The organism is Aquibacillus rhizosphaerae, from assembly GCF_030282825.1.
In the GTDB taxonomy this organism is placed as follows: domain Bacteria; phylum Bacillota; class Bacilli; order Bacillales; family Amphibacillaceae; genus Aquibacillus_C; species Aquibacillus_C rhizosphaerae.
Genome location: NZ_JASTZU010000057.1, coordinates 1 through 22,647, shown reverse-complemented (window position 1 = coordinate 22,647; position 22,647 = coordinate 1). Strand labels below are relative to the sequence as shown.

The 22,647-nt window shown below is 35.9% G+C and carries 20 protein-coding genes and 1 pseudogene; 3 read left to right on the top strand and 18 right to left on the bottom strand.

The features are described from left to right. Positions 1 to 58: 58 nt before the first annotated feature. The 8 genes from QQS35_RS17050 to QQS35_RS17015 form a co-directional block, all read right to left on the bottom strand. Positions 59 to 865 (bottom strand): IucA/IucC family C-terminal-domain containing protein, encoded by an 807-nt coding sequence (locus QQS35_RS17050; protein ID WP_285933430.1) that lies wholly within the window; start codon positions 863 to 865, stop codon positions 59 to 61. Then, positions 843 to 1,655, bottom strand: coding sequence for an ABC transporter ATP-binding protein (locus QQS35_RS17045; protein WP_285933429.1), 813 nt, complete (start codon positions 1,653 to 1,655; stop codon positions 843 to 845). Before QQS35_RS17045 ends, QQS35_RS17050 begins: the two co-directional genes overlap by 23 nt. Before the next feature lie 19 nt (positions 1,656 to 1,674). Beyond that, entirely contained in the window at positions 1,675 to 2,715 is a 1,041-nt protein-coding gene (locus QQS35_RS17040; RefSeq protein ID WP_285933428.1) for a FecCD family ABC transporter permease, read from the bottom strand. Further along, positions 2,708 to 3,721, bottom strand: coding sequence for a FecCD family ABC transporter permease (locus QQS35_RS17035; protein ID WP_285933427.1), 1,014 nt, complete (start codon positions 3,719 to 3,721; stop codon positions 2,708 to 2,710). The genes QQS35_RS17040 and QQS35_RS17035 overlap by 8 nt, the downstream gene beginning before the upstream one ends. A 134-nt stretch (positions 3,722 to 3,855) precedes the next feature. Continuing rightward, positions 3,856 to 4,875 (bottom strand): ABC transporter substrate-binding protein, encoded by a 1,020-nt coding sequence (locus QQS35_RS17030; RefSeq protein ID WP_285933426.1) that lies wholly within the window; start codon positions 4,873 to 4,875, stop codon positions 3,856 to 3,858. Positions 4,876 to 4,972: 97 nt separating this feature from the next. Then, positions 4,973 to 6,586 (bottom strand): AraC family transcriptional regulator, encoded by a 1,614-nt coding sequence (locus QQS35_RS17025; RefSeq protein ID WP_285933425.1) that lies wholly within the window; start codon positions 6,584 to 6,586, stop codon positions 4,973 to 4,975. 256 nt (positions 6,587 to 6,842) lie between these two features. After that, positions 6,843 to 8,555 (bottom strand): alpha/beta hydrolase, encoded by a 1,713-nt coding sequence (locus QQS35_RS17020; protein WP_285933424.1) that lies wholly within the window; start codon positions 8,553 to 8,555, stop codon positions 6,843 to 6,845. Between the two features lie 110 nt (positions 8,556 to 8,665). Further along, entirely contained in the window at positions 8,666 to 10,300 is a 1,635-nt protein-coding gene (locus QQS35_RS17015; protein ID WP_285933423.1) for a hypothetical protein, read from the bottom strand. A gap of 461 nt (positions 10,301 to 10,761) precedes the next feature. Between QQS35_RS17015 and QQS35_RS17010 the strand changes: the two genes are divergently transcribed. After that, on the top strand, positions 10,762 to 12,162 hold the full coding sequence (locus QQS35_RS17010) for a vWA domain-containing protein (RefSeq protein WP_285933422.1): 1,401 nt from the start codon (positions 10,762 to 10,764) through the stop codon (positions 12,160 to 12,162). A gap of 448 nt (positions 12,163 to 12,610) precedes the next feature. On the opposite strand, the gene QQS35_RS17005 is transcribed toward QQS35_RS17010, so the two are convergent. From QQS35_RS17005 to QQS35_RS16995, 3 genes are all read right to left on the bottom strand, one after another. Beyond that, positions 12,611 to 12,949: a hypothetical protein gene (locus tag QQS35_RS17005; RefSeq protein WP_285933421.1), complete on the bottom strand. Its 339-nt coding sequence runs from the start codon at positions 12,947 to 12,949 to the stop codon at positions 12,611 to 12,613. Between the two features lie 293 nt (positions 12,950 to 13,242). Continuing rightward, complete coding sequence (locus tag QQS35_RS17000) at positions 13,243 to 13,503, bottom strand: DUF4176 domain-containing protein (RefSeq protein ID WP_285933420.1); 261 nt, start codon at positions 13,501 to 13,503, stop codon at positions 13,243 to 13,245. Positions 13,504 to 13,534: 31 nt separating this feature from the next. Then, positions 13,535 to 14,035 (bottom strand): hypothetical protein, encoded by a 501-nt coding sequence (locus tag QQS35_RS16995; protein WP_285933419.1) that lies wholly within the window; start codon positions 14,033 to 14,035, stop codon positions 13,535 to 13,537. Positions 14,036 to 14,231: 196 nt separating this feature from the next. Here QQS35_RS16995 and QQS35_RS16990 point away from each other — a divergent pair, with 196 nt between their 5' ends. Together QQS35_RS16990 and QQS35_RS16985 are read left to right on the top strand one after the other, a co-directional pair. After that, positions 14,232 to 15,581: an HNH endonuclease signature motif containing protein gene (locus tag QQS35_RS16990; RefSeq protein WP_285933418.1), complete on the top strand. Its 1,350-nt coding sequence runs from the start codon at positions 14,232 to 14,234 to the stop codon at positions 15,579 to 15,581. Between the two features lie 17 nt (positions 15,582 to 15,598). Continuing rightward, on the top strand, positions 15,599 to 16,078 hold the full coding sequence (locus QQS35_RS16985) for an SMI1/KNR4 family protein (RefSeq protein ID WP_285933417.1): 480 nt from the start codon (positions 15,599 to 15,601) through the stop codon (positions 16,076 to 16,078). Between the two features lie 834 nt (positions 16,079 to 16,912). Here the strand turns inward: QQS35_RS16985 and QQS35_RS16975 are convergent. The 7 genes and pseudogenes from QQS35_RS16975 to QQS35_RS16945 all read right to left on the bottom strand — a co-directional run. Next, on the bottom strand, positions 16,913 to 17,362 hold the full coding sequence (locus QQS35_RS16975; RefSeq protein ID WP_285933416.1) for a YxiG family protein: 450 nt from the start codon (positions 17,360 to 17,362) through the stop codon (positions 16,913 to 16,915). A gap of 801 nt (positions 17,363 to 18,163) precedes the next feature. Continuing rightward, positions 18,164 to 19,174: an ADP-ribosylglycohydrolase family protein gene (locus QQS35_RS16970; protein WP_285933415.1), complete on the bottom strand. Its 1,011-nt coding sequence runs from the start codon at positions 19,172 to 19,174 to the stop codon at positions 18,164 to 18,166. An 86-nt stretch (positions 19,175 to 19,260) separates the two neighbouring features. Next, positions 19,261 to 19,536, bottom strand: a complete 276-nt coding sequence (locus tag QQS35_RS16965; RefSeq protein ID WP_285933414.1) for a hypothetical protein — start codon at positions 19,534 to 19,536, stop codon at positions 19,261 to 19,263. 53 nt (positions 19,537 to 19,589) lie between these two features. Further along, positions 19,590 to 20,207: a hypothetical protein gene (locus tag QQS35_RS16960; RefSeq protein ID WP_285933413.1), complete on the bottom strand. Its 618-nt coding sequence runs from the start codon at positions 20,205 to 20,207 to the stop codon at positions 19,590 to 19,592. After that, on the bottom strand, positions 20,140 to 20,367 hold the full coding sequence (locus QQS35_RS16955; RefSeq protein ID WP_285933412.1) for a pre-toxin TG domain-containing protein: 228 nt from the start codon (positions 20,365 to 20,367) through the stop codon (positions 20,140 to 20,142). The genes QQS35_RS16960 and QQS35_RS16955 overlap by 68 nt, the downstream gene beginning before the upstream one ends. Before the next feature lie 626 nt (positions 20,368 to 20,993). Beyond that, positions 20,994 to 21,434 (bottom strand): SMI1/KNR4 family protein, encoded by a 441-nt coding sequence (locus QQS35_RS16950; protein WP_253628731.1) that lies wholly within the window; start codon positions 21,432 to 21,434, stop codon positions 20,994 to 20,996. After that, positions 21,434 to 22,647 (bottom strand): annotated as a pseudogene (locus tag QQS35_RS16945) (hypothetical protein); the annotation flags it as partial. The pseudogene QQS35_RS16945 and the gene QQS35_RS16950, both read right to left, overlap by 1 nt.

The following is a 22,647-nucleotide window of genomic DNA, read 5'->3' as shown; positions in this document are numbered from 1 at the left end:
TTTTTAAAGTGTCATGGTCATTCGAATAAAGGTTTATTAAGAAACATAGAAAAAAACGCTAGTTTTTCACTGGTCCCGAACCGTCCCCTGCTTCCCCGCTGTCTTTCGGGCATGCTTTACAGTAGTTACCGTTCTTAGAAACTTTATAGTAATAACAGCAGGTTTCTCTAATTCTAGTAGGGGCTTTTTTTGACAGATCAATCGTTCGGCTTCCATAAAATTTTTGAAAGGGGTTCTCATGTTCACCGAAAAGATGCCCTGGTGCCTGGTTAACTATGTAATCAAAGTCTTCTTGACATCGTTCTCGCTGTTGGTAGTTACAATCCACTTTCCCTATCCGTTTTTCATACAATGAAAACACACGAATGGCTGTATTCTCCCATAATATATCTTTTGAAATACCAGTTACTTTATGTAACATTCGTAAAATTGGTTCAATATTATTCGCAAAAATATTGGTTATTACCAAATCTCGCCACTGATTTCGCTTTTTATATAATGGTTCTGTTACATATAAATGATTCAGCCTTAACTTTGTTTTCCATATAGTACTATTTCGTTTAGATTCTATACTACAACTATCTAAAGCTACATCGAAGCTTTTGTTATACATAGTCATAGCATATAGACTTGGCGCAACAACTAAAAATGCATACTTTTTGGAAAACTGAGAAGCAGTTATTGCCCTAGAGGGAGACTTTAAAAGTTTAGTTAACCAATTGATGTAGGTGTTACACTTGACCTCATCAATAAAATTTCTTGATGAAAAAGAGTCCATGGAATCATCAGAATCATCCATCATGATTTGAAAGTGTTCATTTAAATAACTGAATTCATCAGAATTAAACTGACATATTAGACTCATATAGATTCCTCCCTTTTCCAAAAGGAATAACAAATGGCGTTCCAAAGATTGGGTCTGTGCTTACCTCACATTTCAATTGAAATACATCATGTACCATTTTCCGAGTAACAACCTCTTCTGGTTTACCTTGTACATATATTTGTTTATTAGCTAAAGCTACAATTTGATTTGCATACCGAAAAGCCAGATTCAAGTCATGCAGAACGAGGACAATAGTGCGTCCTTCTTTTTTATTTAGATCAAAAAGTAGATCAAGCACCTCCACTTGGTGTCTTAAATCAAGATAAGTAGTTGGCTCATCTAAAAGGATTGTATCGGTTCCTTGAGCCAAAGCCAGTGCAATCCACGCCCTTTGTCTTTGACCTCCGGACAGTGAATCAAGGGGACAATCCATCAAATCTGTTAGTTGGGTATTTTCCAAGGCACTGTTTACCATTTTTTCATCCTCTTCTGTCCATTGCTGATACCAGTGTTGGTATGGATATCTACCTTGTTTTACTAAGTTAAAAACCGTTAAACCTTCTGGCGCTATTGGCCCTTGGGGCGAGATTGCTAAACTTTTTGCGACCTGACTTGATTTTAAACTGTTCATATCCTTCCCATTTAATAAGACAGCTCCTTTTTTAGGCTCTAGCAATCGAGCAAGGGAACGAAGCAAAGTTGATTTACCACAACCATTACTTCCAACGAATACTGTAATTTTATTTTCTAACAAGGTAAAATCTAGACCTTGAATGACCGTTTCAGTATCATAAGAAAGTGTTAATGAACGTGTTTGTATAACTGCCATCATCATTACCCCATTCATCTCAAAAATTTTTATTTCTGTACAGTAAGTAAATAAAAAAAGGTGCACCGATACCTGCAGTGAATACACCAGCTGGTATATCAAGTGGTAAAAAAGCCGTCCGAGCAACGGTATCCGCAAGTATTACTATTAAACTACCGATTAACGCCGCAACTGGTAGTAAGCTTCCGAATGAAGACCCGACTATTTTTCTCGCTATATGAGGTGCGATCAAGCCTACAAAACCGATTGCTCCACCTATAGATACTGCTGATCCAGCCAATGCAACACTAATTATTACAAGAATCCCTCGATGCAGCTGAACATGTGAGCCTAAACTTCTAGCCATGTCGTCCCCCAATTCCTGCACATTGATAGACCGTCCACAGATAAATGCCAAAGGAATAAAAATGATTAGCCAAGGGAGTAAAGCAATTACATCTTCCCATGAGGAACCATAGATACTTCCTGTTAACCATATGTACGCCTGACTAGCAGCACTATAAGGGCTTAAAACAATCATTAACGTTGTTAAAGAACTTGTAATCGTGGATATTCCAATACCTACTAACACTAATCTAATTGGAGTTACACCTTTTTTCCATGCTAGAGAATATATAATAATAGAAATACTTAGCGCCCCAAGAAAAGCAGCAAGAGGAAGCCATTTAATACTTAACGTCTCGGAAAAATAAGTAATAAATGTTACGGCTGCAAAGGCAGCTCCTCCAGAAATACCAATAATATCAGGGGAAGCTAATGGATTACGAATAACTCCTTGAAGAATGCCACCAGATATAGCCATTGCTGCACCTACAAGTATTGCTATGGTAACTCTAGGTAGCCTTAAGTCTACTATAATCATGGTGTGCTGATCGAATCCATATCCAAACAATGTCTTCATTGCCTCTATCGGACTGATAATGGTACTGCCCACACCTACACTAATCACTAAAAAAATACCCGTTAACACGAATAACATGGTAAGCACAGTCAATGTTTTTTTTTCGACTAAAAAGGAATAATAGCCTCTATTGCTTCGGAATGTTATTCTTTTATTCATGACGAAGCCCCTTCCGAACCATATAGATAAAAAATGGCGCGCCAATTAATGATGTCATCACACCTATAGGAATTTCTTCTGGTTTAATAGGAAATCTTCCAATAATGTCAGCTATTAAAAGTAGAATAGCACCAACTAATGCACAATACGGTATAATCCATCTGTAATCAACACCCACTAAAAACCTAGCGATATGAGGTACAATAAGTCCAATAAATCCAATAGCTCCAACAACTGCTACTGCACTTCCCGCCAATAAAACCACTGTTATAGCAATTAATATCTTTACAAGTCCTGTGCGTTGGCCCAGCCCCTTAGCCACATCCTCCCCTGATGCGAGTATATTTACATGATACGCTAAACCTAAAGCAAGAATAAATGAGACTAGTATATACGGCAACACAGGTAGAAGCATCTCAAGAGACCTACCAGACACCGAACCTGCAAGCCAAAATAAAACGTCCTGTAATCCTGCCTCATCAAGAACAAGCATTCCTTGTGTAAATGATGAAAATAGAGCTGTTATTGCTGCACCAGCTAACACTATTTTCACCGGAGTGGGCTCCTTATTTCCCAGTGTTCCAAGGTAATAGACAGATAGAGCTGCAATACCTGCACCTAAAAATGCAATCCACATCAACTGTACTAATGAAGAAATTGGAAAAAAAGAAATTGCTAAAACAACAAAACAAATAGCACCAGCATTAATTCCAAAAATACTTGGTGAAGCCAATGGGTTTCTAGTTAATGCTTGCATTAATGCACCAGCTATAGCGAGGTTTGCACCTATGATACTAGCAATTATGGCCCGAGGTACTCTTGTAGTCTGGATAATTACTTGCTCAGTTGATGTAGAATCATAGGAAACAAAAGAATCAAAAGCCATTTTCAAACTAATCTCTGTTGCACCAAGAACAATGCTTAAGAAAAATGTGCAGAGTAATAACAAAACACCTATGATAACACCTATTATTTTTAATGATCTTGTATGCAAAAGCTGAAACATCTGTCCTCATCCTCTATGATCTCTTTCATTACTAGTTACGCAAACTAGCTCGGCTCTTACACAAATGAATGAGCAATCGTTAGGTTGACAAATATATCGTCGTTCAAACCTAATTGCCCATTCATGGAAAGTACTTATTCTAACTCAAAGTATTCATATAAATCTTCCAACATTTTTGTTGCGGCGATTGGTCCAGATCCATTCGTCCATATTACAGGGTCAACACTATAAACTCGATCATTTTGTACGGCTCTTAAGTTTGCCCATAAAGGATGGTTCACCCAATCTTCTCTTGTATCCACACGGCCGTCATCCCTAGATACACTAGTCATGTCAAAAATTATGTCAGCGTCCATTTCTGGAATATTTTCTTTAGATGTTAGCTTCACGCCCCAATCATCACCAACTTGATTAGCAGGACGTTTTAATCCCAATTCATCGATAATAAGCGCTGGAAATGTATTATAAAAAATACGCGCATGGTCTGATCGAAATCCGACAATGGCTACTTCCGTATTCTCCAACTCGCTTCCTAGTTTCTCTTTGAAATTCATTACCTTTTCTTCCCACTCTGTTAAAAATGCTTGCTCCTCTTCCTCTTTATTTAAAGCATCAGCAGTAAGACTAAGTATCTCCTTCCAGTGAAAATGATCCTCCGTGACCACTGTTGGGGCAATATTAGATAGTTGGTCATAAATTTCTTCATGGCGTGTTTTTGATGCAATAATTAAGTCTGGTTGTAGCGCTATGATTTCTTCTATGTTGGGTTGTGTTTCCAAACCCAAATTTGTGACCCCATCCATTTCATCTCTGATATAGTTGTACCAAGGCTTTTCCACCCATGCCTCTACTGCACCCGCAGGTTGGATTTCCAAGAGTAACGATGCATCGGTTGCCCCTTGAAATAGCGTAACTACCTTGCTTGGGGTACCACTTACTTCCGTTTCTCCTAACGCATGTTCAATGACTCGTGTGTCCTCACTATTTTCCGTAACATCTTCCTCATTACTACTTTCCTCCGTATCCAGTGTCTGTTCATTTGTATTTGAATCAGAAGAGGTTTCTGCTTGTCCATTTCCTCCACAACCCGCCAATACTAACAAAGCAACTAAAATAAATACTTGAATAATACCTATTGATATAGTTTTAAACATGTCTATCTCCTTCCAATCATTGATAACAATTCTCATTTATGATTATACATTGCCTCTAAACGAATAACATGGATTATTCAGACATTAATTTGCACGATTAAGACAATATCAATTGATTTACCTTATCTAATAACAAGTTATGAGAAAAAGATGTGTAACAGGTGTAAAGGTGCTGATTACCATACAATGGATAAACTTGATTATTACGTACTGCCTTTAATTCATTCCATTTTACGTTTTGAAATAGTCGGTGAATTTCCTGCTGTATCATCTGATTCATTACTTTTGTACCATTATGTTTATATGTAGTGATGATCATTCGATCGGCATTTATTCGATGTAAATCATCAATCGATACCTCTTGATAATGTGGAATTTCTTCAATAGCTTTGGGAGCTCGAAGCAATAAATCATCATAAATCACAGTTCCAATATTTCGCTGTCCATATACACATAACTTCCCCTTACCTACGCCAACGATTATAATACTATCCATACCAACTTTACCTTCTAGCTTTCTTTCAATCTTCTGAGCCTTTATTTCATACTGTTCTAACCACAAATCTGCTTCGTTCTCTCTTTCTAGTACGCTTGCAATTTTTTTAAAATGACTTTTCCAATCCCCATAAAAAGGCAAAGATATGGTAGGAGCAATTTGACTCAATATTTTTTGTTCCTCAGCATCATCACAGTCTCTTTCTTCTCTAGTAATAATTAAATCTGGCTTTGTTCTCATCAGTGTATCTAAATTTGATTCCTCTAAATCTATCGTATGTTGAAGCTTTTTCGTTACTGGATAAACATCATTGATAATAGCAGCAAAAGGATCAACATTTAATGCAATGAAATGACCAGTTAGCAAATGCTTCAATGATACAACTTTATTAGACTCTTTCGTTTTTTTTACATAAACACTTGGTGAAAACCCTGTCTCCGCTTTGAATTTTCGACTGAAATAAAATTCATCCTTGAAACCTACTTTCTGAGCAATGGAACGAGATGTCTCATTAGACGTTATAAGCGTATTTTTAGCATGCCTGATTCGTACCTCTGTTAAATATTCCACCGGTGTTTTTCCCACTTGTTGTTTAAACAAACGCGAGTAATAATCAATGTTCATACCAGCAATTTCTGCTAAACTCTTTCGGGATAAAACAGTGCTATAGTTTTGTTCTATGTAATCCTTTGTTAAAGCAATTCTATCGCTTGTGCTCTCTTTTTTCCCCGAAGAATCATTTACAAAAAGTGTCACTAACATTTCTTGAAATAAGATATTGGCTTTCATCTCATTAAATGAGCTTTTACCCAGTTTATGCTTCATTTCCTTAACCATATTTATAATTAAAGATACATTGCTAATTTCAATCTCCACTGGCCAATTCAAAAATACTGGCTTAATAGATTCTCTCTCTTTTTTATCATTGATATTAAATACATGAAATTGAACAATAAAACAATCGATCAAAGATTTTTCATCTAAACGAATTTGCACACTTAATTCTGAGGGCAAAACAAAAGCCTGTCGTCGATGAAAAGCTAATGTTTTTCCACCAACAACCATATTCCCCTTGCCATCTAAAATTATTAACAAAGTCTGTAATGCATGATTGTTTTTTGAAACAATCATTCGGTTACTTGTCACATGTTTAATGTCATTTAATTTGTATAGGTATGTAGCTAGTTTATCGAATACATCAGTTCTATTATTCATAGTCACCCCACCAATAATGATAATCATTCTCAATATAATAATAAAGGATTCTTTACTAGATTGCTACTTTTCAGGACGGAAGCAGGGGACGGTTCTTTGCTTCGGAAGCAGAGAACCGTCCCCTGCTTCCACTAATAAAACAAAAAGTCGATGTGTTTTCAACTTGAAAACACATCGACTTTCTCTACTTTAAAGCACTCTCACTCTCACTCTCGATAGTTTATGACAAAAAAACGAGTGGTTACATGTACTAATTTTAACCTAACCTTCTTTTTCTCCACCACATCACACCGAAGCCAGTGCTTCCTAATAAGACAAATAGTGCTCCGATTAAGACGATGTTGAATGTATTTGTTGCGGTATTTGGAAGACTGTCTCCTTTTTCAGCTTTCTTATCGGATACTTCTTCCTTATCTTCACCGTCTTCCACAGCCTCATTTTCTTCCCCTTGATTATCTTCACCTTCACCATCTTCCTCAACAGGAGTCGGCTCTCCATCATCTCCTTCCCCAGGAGTTGGTTCTTCTTCACCCGAATCCGGATCTGTACCTGGCACCTCCTTAGGTGCAATATATTCAAATGTACCTAATTCTTTATTTGTATCTAGTAAGCTTGCAAACACAGTCACCGTAAAGTCTTTCTCTAGATTCACATCAGCTGCTACTAGATTTTCTGAATCGACAACAGAACCGCCAAGAATCACTTCTTTTTCAAACTCCAATGATTCTGAACCTGTTACAGATCGGTACTCTACCTCTGTAAATACAGTTTTGCCATCTTGATCTATTTTCACTGTAACTGGGATGACCATATCAGGATTAGTATTATTTGTATAGGTAGAATCGGGGATAACGTTCATCCACTGGTCAAAATCGCTCAATACTAGTTTCGCCGATAGTTTTAATACATCTCCGTCCACTTCTGCTTCGATTTCACCAGTGGCATTATCAGCAATCGCTTCGCCAGTGCTATACATATGATCACTTACATAACCGAATGCATCAATTACGTATGGAGTATAAAATGCGCTAACATGTTCCCCGTTCTCAATCTCAAAAACATGATCTACTCCACTTGCACGTAACTGATTGTCTAACTGAATTGCTGGAACGCCAAAACCATAAACATCACGGTTTCCTGAAATAAAGTAATGGCTGAAGTTTTGTAAATATGCATCACTTACTTCTTCCGCAATCACATTTGGACTGTTTGCTCCTCCATAGCTAAATGCACCAAAGAAACTGATGACAGAGGAGAAGTGGTTTGGATTACGTAAGCCAATACCATACGCGCCTTGACCACCCATCGAAGCACCTGCTGTTCCGTTAAAACGCGCGTCCTCAATGGTGCGGTAGTTTTCGTTAATAAACGGGATCAAATCTTCTGTCACCATTAGCTCCCAATCACCACGCCACCAGCTCAAGCCATCACTATCAGGAATAACAACAATCGTATCCTGAATGTCACCATTTTCCATCCCTTCATTTAGAAGACCGTCAATCCCATCAATTTCATATGATTTACTTGTACTACTAAACTGGTGCAACAAATAGGTAACTGGATATCTTTTATTTGAGTCAAAGTAGCCATCTGGAAGGTAGACACGGTAATTCATCTCAGTCGCGCCTTCAAGACCCTTTGCACTCGCCGCATAACTTGAAGTGTAACTGTCTACATAGAAATTATCATGGTCACCATAGAGGATCACTTCTCCATCTTCCATGATGTAATAATGATTAACTGCTTCAGAAACAGTTTCACCATTTGCCATCTGGATTGTTCTTTCCGCTTGATACAAGTACATTTCCTTGTAGTTATAAACGTTTACCTTGTTATCCGTTACGATTACATCACCGTCTCCAGCAACATACGCTTTCACTTTATCAAGTAATCTATTTTTATCAAACCCAGCTTGGAAGTAATCCGGTGCGACTGTTTTAGCAAAAGCATCAAGATCTTTCGCTTCCATTGCTTTATTTTGTCCTTCTACAAATTCGATAATTTGATCAGTAACAGCTGTGTCTGCTAGTTCAGAAGGTAATCCAACAATTCGATTGTAAGCTGCAGGTGAATAAATCCCTACCGGACCTTCATACCAGCCGCCACCCCATTAGAATTTGCCATTCTGACTGCAATCGTATTGGTACCACCGTAATTTAAAATGGAAGCATCTAGATCGTATAAACGTTCCACGTCCCATGGATTGCTTTGATCATAGGCTCCACCTGCTTCTGGAATACCAGTAGCGCCAACACGGACACCATTCACATAGGTTTCATTCGCTTCATCAAATTTACCAAGTGCTAATAATAAATCTTCTGTGGCAAAATCCGCCGGCATTTCAAATTCGCGTACGTACCATGCATAGCCTAACCAATTGGAGTTCCCGCCAAGGCTTTCATCAAAATCAGCTGACCACCATCCAAGTGCTGGTTGGACAGTTCCCCAACCACTCCACACATCCTTCGTTACATTATCTATTTGATCGAGTGCAACACTTCCGGTATTGGAGTAGGATTTATACGCATTGAATTTCCAGTCGCCCATCAGGTCAATTAACTGTTCATCCGGCTTTGCACCTGTATCCATAATACGTACTAATGACTCACTTCCTATATCCATCTTAAAGCCAAGCATTTCAGCCGATACCGATACAGTAGAACTCGTCCCATTTACTATATTTGGAATGCTAAACGTTCCAGCAAAAGTATCTGGCCCACTAACCTCAATTACCTTCTGATTGGAGTGTAGTACACTTCCGTCTTCTGGATCTGTTAGGCTGACTTCCACTATCATCTCTGTCGCGTGTTCAGAGATCTCACTAAATGTATCATTTACGTCAATCGTATAATCGACTTCAATATTTTCAACAGAAGTTGCCGCTACTTGGGGAGACAATGCCACGTCCCCGCTCACCATATCAGAATAAAACTGTTCACTGAACCGATTAATAACACGACTAACAGACTCCTGTAGGTATGCATCATCATAAGACCCATAGCGTGCCGTGTATTCATGAAGATCATAAGACATCATAGGATCCCATTGAATGAATAACGAGCCAATCGCATTCGTAGATTTTACCATATGCGTATAGGAATCTTCTGTTGGACCATCAAGATACGTATAATAACTACCAATATTGTCTTTCCCTATCGTTGAGATAATGTCATATACATCCCCGTATTGTTCATATAATCCATTATCATCACCTGTAAAATTACCACGGATACTACCGATATTTTTAATCGTATCCGGTTGATTATGAATAGTTCCCTCATCTGTCATACCCATGATGTATGCCAGGTATCCTCCAGTTCCAACACCCAAAACGGCACGCTGGTTCACTGTAGGAATTGTTTTAAAGTTACTATCGACATCTGCAATTACTTTGTCCATCGTGATACGAAAATCTTCATTTTCATCAAAAGTAGGCAGAACGATAATCATCTTGCCTGCTTGGACTGTTTCCATCTCACTTTGAATCATGGAAATCATTTTATCACTAAATGATGCTTCCCCGTCTTCCGGCATCAAATAAAGTACAGGATATGCTTGTCCATTTTCATCATCATACCCTTGTGGAAGTATCACATTATAGCCATCCATTTGAACCTTTGTCTCCTCGCTTGCCGCTAACGTATTGATATTAAGATTGGAAAAAACTAAAACCATCGCCATTACTAGTGTGAAAATTCTTTTCCCCTGTTCCATCCTAAACCTCCTTGTTTTCAAACCAAATCAAACGCTTTCTACTACATTTATGTTTTTCTTCAGTTGAACAAGCTTCAAATCGCACTTCCTCGTCACCCCCCTATTGTAAGCGTTTTCAATATTACTTAATAAGCTTACCAAATATAAAAATAGAACCGTTAGGACTATCTTTAGAAGTCTATTTAAATATCTTTAGGTTTTATTTACATAGTAATTGGAATTTGTAATTTCTTTGGAAGCAGGGGACGGTTCTCTGCTTCTTCTCACTATCTACCTAATAAAACCGTCATTTTTTAGTATCTGTTGAAGAAGTATCTATTTCAAACTAGTAATAAAAGCCTATTAGTGAGTGTTCAACATGATTTTTTACCTATTTACGAAGGTAAAAATATCCAATAACATAATATTTACTTAAGTATAATACGCCTTGTTCGTAGAAAAAGACAGTGGGGGATGAAACGGTGAGAAATTCATTTAGATCTTTACTTACTAGTTTAATATTGATATTTTTCCTTGTAGCGTGTAATTCAAATGAGACAACGGAAAGCAAAGACCAAAATAACAGTACTGAAGAAACATCCGTAGAAAAAGCAGAAGCTAGCGTTGATGATAACGAAGATGAAAAAGAAGAACCTAAGGTCGCAAGCCAACCGCAAATGGAAGATGTACCTCCAGTACCATTCACACTAGAAGAAGCTGTGAATTATCCATTGGTTGGACAGTTTTCCGGTAAAAAATTCACTGAGCAGGAGGATGCTGCTAAAAAAATTCTAAATCAATTTCCACCGCTTACAAAAGACAGTTCTACGGAAGAAATTGAATACGGTAAGCAATATCTATTGTCACTATTTAAAGAAAATATCACGATGGTGGATGTACCAATCAATCAATGGGAGTCCATGATATTCGGTGACCCAACAGGAGAGACAGATACATTAAAGCCAAAAGAAAACTATAACGTTGCCCTTCTGCTAGACGCCAGTGGAAGTATGGCAAACTATGAACATGACTATACAAGAATGGAACTAGCAAAAGAAGCGATTCAGCAATTTGTGGAAGACCTTCCTAAAACAGCAAACGTAGCTCTTTATGTGTATGGGCATGTAGGAAGTGGTAGTGATGAAGATAAGACCAAATCCTGTTCCACCATCGATGAAGTTTATCCACTCGCTAATTATAGTACGGATGAATTCACCGAAGCTTTACATCAGTTTGACCCAGCAGGGTGGACACCAATGGCCGGAGCCATAAAAAAAGTACAGGAAGACTTTAAAGAACTTCATGAAGAACAAAATTCCAATGTCGTTTATATTGTCAGTGATGGTGTAGAAACATGTGATGAAGACCCGGTAAAGTCGATTGAATCACTGGCAGATTCAGATATCAATCCTCTTGTTAATATCATCGGCTACCAGGTAGACAACGAAGGACTAGTGCAGTTAAGAGAAATGGCTGAGGCTTCCGATGGGCGCTATGTGAATGCGACTAGTCAGGAAGACATCATAACTGAGTTTGAACAAACTTCAAATATGGCAGGATTATGGGCGGATTGGCATAATGATGCACAACGAAACATCTCAAATTTATTTAATAACATCAGTAGCCAGCTTTCCAATTGGTATAACGATGAACAGGAGAAACTAACAAGGGAAACAAATAACTTATTTAAATCCATTGGCTATTTAAAAGACAAAGAGATTATTGATTCCGATATATACTACGAATTTATCGGTATGGCAGACGATTCGAGTTCAGGTGTTAGACGCGATATTACAGATCTCTATCAAGAATTAAACGGAATGAACATTGATGAGCTTTGGGATAACCGTAAAGAAGTCACCAATCGCTATAGTAATAGGTGATAATCACGATATAGGGATGCTGTTTCGAGATATTCTCATATTTTCATTAAAATGACAGAAATAGATTGAACCCCTAGGTGACTTTCCTTGGGGTCGTCTTATTTGTATCAATATTATTTGCTAGTAATTCTATTATTCCTCTCTATAAAACAATGTCATGACCATCGGGATCTGACCCTTCTGACAATCAAGTACTTGACTCTATACTGTAACAATTTCGGAAGCAGATCGAAAGCAGGCGACGGTCCTCTGCTTCTTCCTTAACTAATAGTAAAGTCATTGAACATTTGTTCTAATAAAAGCTTGTATCTGGATAAAAGGTTTCTGATACATCATCCGTTAAGTGATATTCAATATTCTTTTCCGTGATCACCATCGAATAGACCACTATTCCATCGGAAAATTCTGTCTGAATATGAGCTATTTTCCCATTTTTCGTCTCTATTCTCTATCTCTTCATATTTTGTGAGGTCCGGTGCATTTGTCTCCTTATAGCTTGACCACGATAACTTTTAGCCCCGATCGGCATCATCCATCGGCCTTTTTTATAATCTAAGTTCGCACCTATAAGAAAATAGATAAGCCTGAAAGATACCGGAAAAAATATAATGGCGACGAACAAAGCAAAAATAGCATCCATGTTAAAAATAGTATTCACCAATAACAGGCCAAGGACCAGGAAATAATATACTACCATTCCCCAGTACATCAGCCTTAGAATCCTGGAACCAAATGTCTTCCCTTTTCTATATGGTTTACCAAATAAAAACTGAATGAATTTAGTCATTCCCATCCCTCCACTCACGCGTTCTTAGAAACAGCCCTCAGGATGTTTTTCTTCACTAATGGATAGATTTTTAGTCTTAAAAACACAATTGCTAGAAGAAAAGGAATACTAAATATCAATCCTAAAAGCACAATTGGCCCATAGAAAAATGAACCACCAATTATATAGAAAGAAAATAAAATTATAACTAAATAGTTTAGTGAAAATAAGATGTTCATCATAATAAATGTTAGTTGTAATATATTTTCTATTGTAATAAAGATTTGTCAATCTGGTTCCCTAGTTCTCTTATTTCAACAAAAATAATTTTCCAATCCTCTGAATATCACTCCAACAATTTGATCATGATTTAAAAAAACATTGGTTTCATTAGAGATATGTCCTTGTGGATAAGGGCATGCTACATAATCCCAAATTTGATTATTATTTTCCTTCTGCTGTTTTCTCCCATAAATCATCACAGCCTGTTCCACAATTTCTAACGTCACAACTGTACCAATCGGTAACAACTCATCGCCTATTTCTATTGTTAATGAATTGATTTGGTCTACCATCTTTTATTTATTATTCAACTATATTAAAACACTATTCTATTGTAACCCCTAGCTTAACACCTATAATAAACCTTAAATCAAGAATAGTTTCTTTTCCAATCCTGGCTTCACCTCCAACACTTCCACCTGAAGCTCCAAAAGTGAATTTTATATCAGTGTCTGTAAAAGGTATCCCAATAATAGGACTAACTTCTCCTTCTATTAGTGAGGCCTTCGCAGCCACACCTACTGAATTTTTATCAAAACCGGCATATGCTTTTGCATTACCCATTGCCACTTTTACTTCTACACCTACGCCACCAAATACAGCGCCAACATAAGGTGTTTGTCTATCAATCTGTGTTTTCCCCTTTAATTGATAAGCAGTTCCTCCTGCCTTTGCAAGTGATAGGTAAACTGGTAAGCCAAATACAGAGTCTCCTCCAATTTGTGCACCAACTTCCCCCTGTAATACATCTATTTCTCCAGTGGCATCAACAACTTGCTGTATAAATATTTTACTATATCTTTTATTTTCTTTGTTCTTGTTCAAAATCGATATCTTTTCAAATTTTATAGAATTTTCGACTGAAGTATTAAATATCGCTTCAGTACAATAACTTATTCTATTTTGTGCCTTATGTCGAATTTAGTAGGTAAAATATTACAATAATTTGAAAAATATAGTAGATTAACATGTTTTATTATAGTATTATAATAAAATTATATTGATAGGGGAAATGAGAAAAATGCTAAGAAAAATTTCAATTTTATTAATTGTGGTAGTTTTAGTTACAACACCATATTCATTTAATGGTAGTTACTTTACTAAGAATCTTGTGCCCAATAGAGTAGATGCTAATGCCTCAGGGGATATAGAAATACTAGATATAGAACCTGCTGTTAATGAATTCTATGAATATATACCAGAAGAGGTTCAAATACTAGAAAGTATAGAAGAACAAATAGTTAATATCGAAGAGAATCTTGATACTCTACAAGAACAGGAAATTGACCATGAATTAGAAAATGCTGTAGAAGAATTAAAGGCTATTGATATGGAGCAAGTTGTAGCAAATGAGATACAAAAGCAAAGTAATGAATTAACCCTTGATAACACAGAAGAAGTGATAGAGGTATTAGAAGATGAAAACTTGACAATTAGTGAAGTTACAGAATCTATTTTAAATGATGAAGAAACTACTTTAGAGGAAGCACCAGAAGAAGAGATTAACGGAGAAATAATAGAAGATCCTATTGCTAATGAAATAGAAAGCACAGATATAGATGAACTAAACCCTGAAAATGCATTACTAGACACAGAAGTTACAGTAAATATAGTTAAAACGAAAGGCGATGAATCTATTGTTATAGAATTAGGAGAATTTGTAGAAGAGGTTAAAGAGCAAAGTGAACCTGAAAGCTATTCTTTATTCCAAAAAAGCACAGTATCTGCATCAAACTCTGGTTGGGGGTACTTTTTGGCTGTTAAGAATACTGCAGTTGCTGATATGAATACTAAAAGTGCTAAATTCGTTAATATGGGTACCTTTACAAAAGCTGGTGGTGTATTAAAGCCAAAAAGTTATACTATGAAGCTTCAAAATAAAAGGAAGACAACGAGTTCAGGAAGTTATTCGACCTCTTCCACCAAGAACGTTAGTAGTGCAAAATTAGGGAAAACCTATTATTTAGAGAGCTCTATTAGTAAAACGTATTTTTGGAAGGCGTATGCTTCATTCACTGGTACATTTAAGGATGGTTCTAAAGATGTTGATAACACAGCTTCTGATAGATTTTTATTAAATAAAAAAGGTGTTCCATATCCAACATATAAAGACAAGAAATCTAAAAAAACAATGTCTGAGCCATCTTCTACTACTTGGACAAAAAAATATTATCCAGAAAGTTGGACTACTTCAAAGAGAAACAAATACCTAAATTGGTATGAGGGTGAATATGGTAAAATAAATCGGAGTGAATATGAAATTCACCACATCCGACCTAGAGTGTACTATGGTTCAAACAGTAATAGTAACTTAATCCCATTGAAAAAGTCTTTTCATAAAAAAGTATCAACTTGGTGGAAAAATTACTAATATAGAGGTTGAGAAAAATGAATACAATTGAAACGTTAAAAAAGCGAATAAACCAGAACAAATTGGTGGTTCAAAAAGAAGATGGTTACTTGGCTGAAGAGGTATTTAATTTTAACCCTCCAGCCTTAAAAGAAGATCTAGATAAATTACCTTCTTATGTACCAGCAGATTTAATTTCCCTCTTATCAAAGAATAACGGGGCCTATTTATTTGAACACCCTGTAAATGGTGGAGGCACTCAATTATTTTCTATTGATGAGATTATAGAGTATAGAGATATATGGGATTGTCCAGAATATTTCATCCCAATCGGAATTGGAATGGATGGCCTTTGGATAGTGTGTCAATATGACAAAGAGACTAAGGAAAACTATATGTGGATTGGAGAATTTTTAAATTTTGAAGATGACTTCGAGAAGTTATCTATTGATTTTTCTACATGGTTAGAACGTTTCATTATTTGCCAAGGATGTTCTTTCTGGGAATGGAATAGGTAAAAAGTACAGAGGCTGTCACAACAAGGTCGTTTGAAGGGCCTAACGGGCAGTCTCTTTTTATTTCTGGTATTGCACATTGGGTGTTTTACAAGATATGATTTGGGTGAATAAGCATGAAGTATGGAGAGGTTGAAGACATAGTAACTGTTGCTCCATCCATTGCTTAATATCACGAAACATTGGTTTAATTAACCGTATATGACGCTAGAAGCCATTTGTAAGGCATTGGATTATCATGCTGGGGACATATCGGAATACAAATGATGAAGAGAGTGTAAAGTAGGATGAAGTCATAAAAAAGAGCTGAACCTTTTAGTTCAGCTCTTTTCCTAGTATCTAAATTTTGAGACATTGCTAACGTCTTTTCCAGTCTAAAGTAATTCTTATGTTGTCTTCTTCAACTAATTCACTTCCTGACTGGACTTCAATTATTTCCATGTCAGTAGTTGCTCTTATCGCATGTTTAGTACCCAACGGTATTTTAATAGAATCGCCAGGGTGCAAATAGCACCTGTAATGGTAAGGAAAAGCTTAAATGAACTTATTCAATTGATCGTGATTTATGCTGAGATAGGAAAAAGAACAGAAGATTCTATTATTATAATTTCATTCGAAATTAATGACTAAACCCTATCCAGTCAGTATATGACTGGATAGGGTTTTAGTCTCACTACGTTACACCGAAGATACCATTTGATTATGTCCATATGGAAGCTTATTACAGTACATCATCCGAAATCACTTTAATATACCTGCGGTGATTGGCACCAGGAAACTAATCAAGGCCTGCCACCTATATGCTTCACCTTAAGAATAGGGATTTTTTAATTTTTTCTAATCTTCTATCAAATTATCGTAAGAATTTCCGTTAATGATTAATGTATTAGCCTCTATAAAAAAACAATCTTTATTATTTACTTGAAAATAGAAATTTGTTGGAGCGGTAATTAATTCTATCTCTTTCAAATCTCTTTCTAAGCTTCGTATATATATCTGACCAAATCCATTTGGATGGTAACTAATTTCTGAAAGTAGAAAATCATCATTATTACCATAATTATTTAATCTGTACGTTTCTACTTCAGCTTCTTGATGAACATAATAGGATAGAACTTGTTTAAATTGAATAGTGGTTTTTAAAATCTCTTGATTTTTTGTAGAAATTAGTTTTAAGGTAATCGATTCATTTAGATAACTAATTTGCAAATCAGATATTATCCAGAATTCTGCATAGTCTTGAAATAGACTATTTATCTCCTGTGAAGTTTCTGTTCTATTTATCACTTCAATTACACCTCTATTTTTTAAATTTCTTTATTAGTTTTATTATTGTAGCTGTGGAAGATTCTTGTAATGTAATGTGTGTTTCATTAGCATTACTTATATTATGGTACCTAGTTGAAGCTTCATATAATGGTCCGATTTGGTTGAGGAATTGGTACAGTCCAAGGTTCCTGTTTTATTCAATTAAGACGTGGGTTTTTATGTGGATTATTAGTAGTAATGCAGGTATATAGAATGAGGATGTATCCACATGAGAATACGAAATAGAAAATATCTTAAAACTCAAGGGAGATTGGTTAGTTATGGACATAATACTAAATAACACTATTCCAATATCTCGATAAACAGAAAATTTCTAACTGATATTGCATCCTCTTGTTCAACCAACTCTGCAACAAAATGGTGGACATATTTAGAACAATTACACTTTTCCTTGGTATGTTTTCTGCGTCTATATAATCGTATAAAGAGATGTGGAAAGGCTCCTGTCAGAACCCCAAAGCATGTCGAATCAGACATACTTTGGGGATTTATACATGCACTAAAATAAATAATTCATGACTTACATTGCGCACCCTTATTATAGCAACACAACTAATATAGTCTTTGAAAAATTAAAGCCTTAGGTGCATCATCAGGTTACAGCGAAAGTTAAGAGATGAGTAAAATAGAAGGACAAACATGCCCCTTACTGTTTTCATTCCCCAATATTATGAACATTTTATTAGCTTTTAAATGTTTATAGCAGTCAGTGAGACTATAACAACACCTTTTTATGGTGACTAATTATCACTTTTAAAATCAGAGACTACCGTATTCTTCTATAATCGCTTTATTAGCACAAAATTCATAGAATTTTTTTAATAAATCATCTATATACTGCTTTCTAACTATTTTTTCTAACCATTCATCTGGAATTCCTTCCATTTTATAATACATGCCTGCTAACGAGCCCGTAATAGATGCAACAGTATCCGTATCATCCCCCAAATTTACAGCTGTTAATATTGCTTCTTTAAGGTTTTCAGTATTTCCTAGACTCCAAATTGCTGCCTCTAAAGTATGAACTACATAGCCATCAGAAATAATTTCATCCATCGGTAATTCCAAGAAATTCTCTTCAAAAATACGCTTATAATGATACAATTCTTTTCTATATATATGATTTTCATTAAAATTCTCATTAAATAATTCACTTATATCTTTTATAGATTTTGCTAGTGAACTATTATGAAATAACCTAACTAATAATTCAATATAAATGATAGACCCTACTATTGCGCGAGGATGAGAATGAGTAATTTCCGTATATTGTTTAATTATTTCTGCTTTTTTCTCAAAGTTAAATTCATTGCCGAGTAGAAAAGCAAGCGGTGATATTCTCATAATTGCACCATTTCCATTATCATACTCAGAAGTTCCACCACACTTTGATGCAGGGACACCGTTTTTAAATTTTATAATAGCCTCGTTAGTCGAATTACCAATATCAAATGTTTTACCAAAGGGTGTACAATAACCTGAATCTCTATAAAGTACAAATTTATCCATTAAACTATTTATAGATCCATTTTCTATAATATTCTCAACCAAACACAGAGTTAGCGAGGTATCATCTGACCAAGTACCCGGTGGCTGATTATGAGTACCGTAACCCTTTATATCATTTATATAAAAAGTACCCCTTTTTTTAAATTCTACAGGAACACCAATTAAATCTCCTAAAATCCCACCGTACATAGTTGGAAGCACTCGCTTTTTTATGTTTAGAGCAAGAAACATCTTATTGTCATCATTCCATCTATCTACCATTCTTCTACCTGAAATATTTCCACCTACTTTTTTACTAATTTTGCTTTATAAACCTGCCTATATAATTCACTTTCACTTAAAACGTTTTATCTTGCTTGATTATTTAACATGCTTTCTAACCGATCAAGTTCTATAACTAACGGCTCATTATAATCATCAAGGAGATTAGTATCAAAATAAGTTCTTACAGCACCTTTAATTCGATAAATTTTTAAAAATTCTTTTTCCCCAAAGTATTCTAATAACTTATGCAATCTATTTAATAAGTCATCCAAAAATTCATGTTGTTTTATTTTCTTTTTAGTTTCTATTAGGTTTATGACTATATTTACTTGTTCCTTTATTTCTTTATCATTTCTCACTACTATAATCCTCCTTTTTCTTGAAGGTATGGTGTTAACGTCTTTAATCCAATCTACTGAGAATTCTGCATCCTTTCAAGGTTAGTTCTACCTCGCGCGTCCTTCATATTTGGATTTATATTATCATCTCTTTGATAAACTTTCACGTTTTTAAATTGGGTGGTTTTATTACAATATCGATAACCATTATCTATACCCTTAGCAAACAACGAATAAGTATCTTCCACCTTCTGCCTCAACAGCCGCGGGTTAACCACATTCATCGGACCACCGACTGTTCCCAAGGCTGGGTCCATTCGGTAAGGCTGTAAGGAATCCAACATATCTTGCAGGGTGGCTCGACTAACTTCTCTTGACTCTTGTACCATCTGCTGGGATTTGGCAATGGTTTGTTTACTTATCGTGAACGTGTTACTCGTTAGTGTTGGGGCTACCGGAAGAAGTGCTGCTAGAGAAATGCCAAGACTCGCTGCTCGTTGTTCTTCGGTTAGTTCATTTCCTAGGATGTCTTTTCCGGTTATGTATTCCGAGAACCCATTGCTTGACGCCAATCCATAAATGCCTAATTCTGCTTTCCCTATGTTATCAAACGTTTTGGCACTTTTATAGGCGTCCAAAGCGTTCGAGGCTGTATTGCTTACCTTTACCGCCTGAATATATCCCTTTGCCACTTCTAGCTAATCTTCCAGCCCACCCGACAATTGGAATAAAACTTGCTGCAGCCATTGCCGCATAGGTGACCAGTTGACCCGCTGTTAGTTCAACACCGGTAATTGGATCAACGCCATCTCTCACTCGCAGGTAATCATAGTAGCCGGTAAATTCCCCCACAAAAGATTTGGTACCTACCCATACGTCTTCATACCACGGCCGTTTTTCAATTTCTCGGGCGTTTGCTTCTTGCTTTTTAAACGTTAAATAATCTACGGTTTGTTGCTTTTGCTTTAATTTCAGTTTTATGATTTTTCAAGCTATATCCTTCTCTTACTCGTCCTTGAGTCAAACTCGTATATACCCAACAAGGTTTAACTTCACAGCCTCCCGTTTCATAAGTTTTAATTTTCGTAACGCTTTTTAAAAGAATAGCGAGTATTATACGACAGTCTCTAGTAAAAATACAACTTAATATTTTATGAGCCAACACAAAGTACGAACACCTTTTTACTATACCCGTTGTTTATCTCCACGAGCTTTGTCATTATCGTTTATATAGTCATTATTCCATACAAAAACTACCTCTTACATGTAAAATGTCATCTCGCCTAATTATCGTTTTATTTTCACAAACCAAGTATTAAAACATAATGCCATGATGGTACTACCATCATGAGCTCTCGATTCTCGAACAAATTATTTTCTTTTTGTCTCATTCAAATATCAGTTAATTTAATATAAATTAAAGAAAAAAAAAACTTGAAAGGAGTAAAACCATTCAAGGTATGTTTTATTATCGTTCTTTAATCAGCTAGTAACTCCAAGTAATATTTATCATTTTCTTCTATCTTTCTTAAAAATTCTTCCAGAGAAGTCGCAATTTGAATATCATAATAGTAAACTGCACTTCTATTATTTTCATTCAATTCTATTGACATTAAAGCTGATTCACTGCCTTCAAAAAATATTAGTTTGTTATTCTCAAATTCATCATAGATTTCTATGTCGGGATAAAACTCAAAATCATTAACTCTTAATCGAAAATCCCTCACTGAATATGGGTCCATAATACGATTAATATTAAACTCTGAACCTTTGATAAATCCGTAGCCAACCTCTATATAAAAATTAACTAACTCCTTAGGAAATTTTAAATCGAGTTCCTTCTCAACCTCTTTTATTTCGTTTTCAGTCACTGGATAAAAACTATTTTCTTGGTTTGCCTTAATAAATTCATAGCTCATTATTTTTTACCTCCTTTAAATAGTGTATTTGCTGGTGAACCTGCTCCATGAATACCAGCTTGATGCTCATTTGGGAATTTTGCAGGATGCATATTCCACCATTCATGTTCTCCGCCAAAAGTATTTTCAATTATATGATGAGCATCATACTTATCTCCTTGTTTCCTAATTATTTTACCTGTTTTTTCTGAAATAACATTTTCATTATACACAGGCCACTTTTGCCCAGTATTTTCTTCCCAATCTTTAATTACTTTATTTTTCACTTTATCAAATACCGCCCTATGCTTAGCTGTTTCTATTAGTGACATTTTTTTATATTCTTTATTTCTTAAGGCTTCCTTCAACTTCTCAGTTTGGTTTTTAGGTAACTCTCTGCCGGTTCGCCCTTCTATATCTCTAATATATTTTTTTATTGTATCAGAATCTATCTTATTACCCTTAGCAAACAACGAATAAGTATCTTCAATCTTCTGCTTCAGTAACCCCGGTTCAACCAGATTCATCGGACCACCCACCGTTCCCAAGGCCGGGTCCATTCGGTAAGGTTGTAAGGAATCCAACATATCTTGCAAGGTGGCTCTTCCAACTTCGCTTGGCTCTTTTGCCATTTGTTGGGGAGTGATAACTGTCTCTTTCGTCGGCATCGATAGGTTTGAATCACCTAATACTTTACTATAAGCCCCTCCTCCGACTACCGTCGAGGCAAATCCGAAGCTATTTAACAAGTGATCTGCAGACAGTGGGTCTTCTGGGTTAACTGCCCCTATGACCATATCGGTGGCACCAACTGATAAATAATTACTAATGGTTCGCAAAGATGGATCTTCGAGCATTTGATAATAGTTATCCATTAATCCTTGATAGATACCTTTGGGAACACCAAAGGTCATCGCATTACCAAAGTCACCCACAGAGTCGAATGTTTTATCGGAACGTTCTATATGATCGTTGACTATCGTAGAGAAAATTTCTAAAACACTATTCGTCGTTTTAACACCCATCTTTTTTGCTTCATCTAGCAGAATATTTTTCATAACTTCCATGGATGCTTTTGCTGATTTTGCAGCTTTTACTCGATCTTGTACTATTTCTGTAGTCATGACGTTATAAGGAATCTGACTTACCTTTTGTCCTATCAACGTTTGGAGTGCCGTATTTGATATTAAAACAATATCTTCAACACTTGTTTGTTCCCCTTGCCTTTGTTTGT

Coding starts and splice junctions, on each gene's coding strand:
- QQS35_RS17050 (WP_285933430.1), bottom strand. CDS start 865: ATGAGTCTAATATGTCAGTTTAATTCTGATGAATTCAGTTATTTAAAT.
- QQS35_RS17045 (WP_285933429.1), bottom strand. CDS start 1,655: ATGGCAGTTATACAAACACGTTCATTAACACTTTCTTATGATACTGAA.
- QQS35_RS17040 (WP_285933428.1), bottom strand. CDS start 2,715: ATGAATAAAAGAATAACATTCCGAAGCAATAGAGGCTATTATTCCTTT.
- QQS35_RS17035 (WP_285933427.1), bottom strand. CDS start 3,721: ATGTTTCAGCTTTTGCATACAAGATCATTAAAAATAATAGGTGTTATC.
- QQS35_RS17030 (WP_285933426.1), bottom strand. CDS start 4,875: ATGTTTAAAACTATATCAATAGGTATTATTCAAGTATTTATTTTAGTT.
- QQS35_RS17025 (WP_285933425.1), bottom strand. CDS start 6,586: ATGAATAATAGAACTGATGTATTCGATAAACTAGCTACATACCTATAC.
- QQS35_RS17020 (WP_285933424.1), bottom strand. CDS start 8,555: ATGGAAGCGAAAGATCTTGATGCTTTTGCTAAAACAGTCGCACCGGAT.
- QQS35_RS17015 (WP_285933423.1), bottom strand. CDS start 10,300: ATGGAACAGGGGAAAAGAATTTTCACACTAGTAATGGCGATGGTTTTA.
- QQS35_RS17005 (WP_285933421.1), bottom strand. CDS start 12,949: ATGACTAAATTCATTCAGTTTTTATTTGGTAAACCATATAGAAAAGGG.
- QQS35_RS17000 (WP_285933420.1), bottom strand. CDS start 13,503: ATGGTAGACCAAATCAATTCATTAACAATAGAAATAGGCGATGAGTTG.
- QQS35_RS16990 (WP_285933418.1), top strand. CDS start 14,232: ATGCTAAGAAAAATTTCAATTTTATTAATTGTGGTAGTTTTAGTTACA.
- QQS35_RS16985 (WP_285933417.1), top strand. CDS start 15,599: ATGAATACAATTGAAACGTTAAAAAAGCGAATAAACCAGAACAAATTG.
- QQS35_RS16970 (WP_285933415.1), bottom strand. CDS start 19,174: ATGGTAGATAGATGGAATGATGACAATAAGATGTTTCTTGCTCTAAAC.
- QQS35_RS16950 (WP_253628731.1), bottom strand. CDS start 21,434: ATGAGCTATGAATTTATTAAGGCAAACCAAGAAAATAGTTTTTATCCA.